The following is a 2,041-nucleotide window of genomic DNA, read 5'->3' on the forward strand; positions in this document are numbered from 1 at the left end:
GTGCAGCGGACCTCCGCGGCGCGCCTTTGGGGCGGCAACCTGGCCTGGTTCGTGTTCTGGGGCTACCAGCTGTTCATCGTGCTGGCGGCAACCGGCTATCTGCTGGGCGGCACCCAATCTAAGGAATACGCCGAGCCCGAATGGTACGTCGACCTGTGGCTGACCATCGTCTGGGTGGCCTATCTGGCAGTGTTCCTGGGCACCATCATCAAGCGCAAGGAGCCGCATATCTATGTGGCGAACTGGTTCTACCTGTCCTTCATCGTCACCGTGGCGATGCTGCACCTGATCAACAACATGACCATCCCGGTTTCGATCTGGGGCTCCAAGTCGGTCATCGTGTGGCCGGGCGTGCAGGATGCGATGATCCAGTGGTGGTACGGCCACAACGCAGTGGGCTTCTTCCTGACCGCGGGCTTCCTGGGCATGATGTATTACTTCATCCCGAAACAGGCCGAGCGTCCGGTGTTTTCCTACAAGCTGTCGATCATCCACTTCTGGGCGCTGATCTTCCTCTACATCTGGGCCGGTCCGCACCACCTGCACTACACCGCGCTGCCTGACTGGGCTTCGACCCTGGGCATGGTGATGTCGGTGATCCTGTGGATGCCTTCCTGGGGCGGCATGATCAACGGCCTGATGACCCTGTCGGGCGCCTGGGACAAGCTGCGCACCGACCCGGNNGATCTCGCTGGGCTTCTACGGCATGTCCACCTTTGAGGGTCCGATGATGTCGATCCGCGCGGTGAACTCGCTGTCGCACTACACCGACTGGACCATTGGCCACGTGCATTCCGGCGCGCTGGGCTGGAACGGCATGATCACCTTCGGCGCGCTCTACTATCTGGTGCCGGCGCTGTGGAAGCGTGAGAGCCTGTACAGCCTGCGTCTGGTCTCCTGGCACTTCTGGCTGGCCACCATGGGCATCATTCTCTACGCCGCATCGATGTGGGTGACCGGTATCATGGAAGGCCTGATGTGGCGCGAAGTGGACGCCAACGGCTTCCTGGTGAACTCCTTTGCCGACACCGTGGCAGCGAAGTTCCCGATGTATGTGGTGCGGGGCTTGGGCGGGGTGATGTTCCTCGCGGGTTCCATCATCATGTGCTACAACCTGTGGATGACGGTCCGTAAGGCGCCGGCCAAAGAGGCCAGCCTGACGGTCCAGGTCCCGGCTGAATAAGGAGCCAGGAAGCTATGTCTATTCTCGACAAACATAAGATCCTCGAGACCAACGCGACCCTGCTGCTGATCTTCAGCTTCCTGGTCGTGACCATCGGCGGCCTGGTGCAGATCGCACCGCTGTTCTACCTGGAAAACACCATCGAGAAGGTGGAGGGCATGCGTCCCTACACCCCGCTCGAGATGGCGGGCCGCGAGGTCTACATCCGGGAAGGCTGCTATGTCTGCCACAGCCAGATGATCCGTCCGATGCGCGACGAGGTTGAGCGTTACGGCCACTACTCGCTGGCAGCGGAGTCGATGTACGACCGCCCGTTCCAGTGGGGCTCCAAGCGGACCGGGCCGGATCTGGCCCGCGTCGGCGGCCGCTACTCGGACGAGTGGCACGCAGACCACCTNNGCCGGAATCGGTGATGCCGAAATACGGCTTCCTCGAAGAGAAGAAGATCGACGGCAAGTACATCGGCGACATCATGGCCACCAACGCGCTCTTGGGCACGCCCTACAGCGACGAGATGATCGAGGCTGCGCAGGCTGACTTCCGCGCCCAGGCCGACCCGGACAGCGACTATGACGGGCTGCTGGAGCGTTATGGCGAGGACATCAATGTGCGTAACTTTGATGGCAAGCCGGGGATCTCCGAGGCCGATGCGCTGATCGCCTATCTGCAGATGCTGGGCACGCTGGTCGACTTCTCGACCTTCACCCCGGACGCGAGCCGCTGAGGGAGGATGGTATGGAACTCTACACACTCCTCAGGCAGTTCGCCGACAGCTGGATGCTGCTGTTCCTGTTCACCTTCTTCATTGGTGTGATTGTCTGGGCGTTCCGCCCGGGCAGCACCAAGGCCTACAAGGAC

Annotated in this window: 1 protein-coding gene and 4 pseudogenes; all 5 read left to right on the forward strand. The window is 61.6% G+C overall.

From position 1 onward, the window contains the following. A pseudogene (locus RA21_RS23335) lies at positions 1-682 on the forward strand (cbb3-type cytochrome c oxidase subunit I); the annotation flags it as partial. Positions 683-684: 2 nt separating this feature from the next. After that, a pseudogene (locus RA21_RS23340) lies at positions 685-1,183 on the forward strand (cbb3-type cytochrome c oxidase subunit I); the annotation flags it as partial. Between the two features lie 14 nt (positions 1,184-1,197). After that, a pseudogene (gene ccoO, locus RA21_RS23345) lies at positions 1,198-1,580 on the forward strand (cytochrome-c oxidase, cbb3-type subunit II); the annotation flags it as partial. 2 nt (positions 1,581-1,582) lie between these two features. Further along, positions 1,583-1,907: pseudogene (locus RA21_RS23350) on the forward strand (cbb3-type cytochrome c oxidase subunit II); the annotation flags it as partial. Positions 1,908-1,918: 11 nt separating this feature from the next. Further along, positions 1,919-2,041, forward strand: a 123-nt coding sequence (locus RA21_RS21775; RefSeq protein ID WP_039152703.1) for a CcoQ/FixQ family Cbb3-type cytochrome c oxidase assembly chaperone, incomplete at its 3' end; no start/stop codon positions are given.

It is taken from the genome of Leisingera sp. ANG-DT (assembly GCF_000813785.1).
Lineage (GTDB): Bacteria > Pseudomonadota > Alphaproteobacteria > Rhodobacterales > Rhodobacteraceae > Leisingera.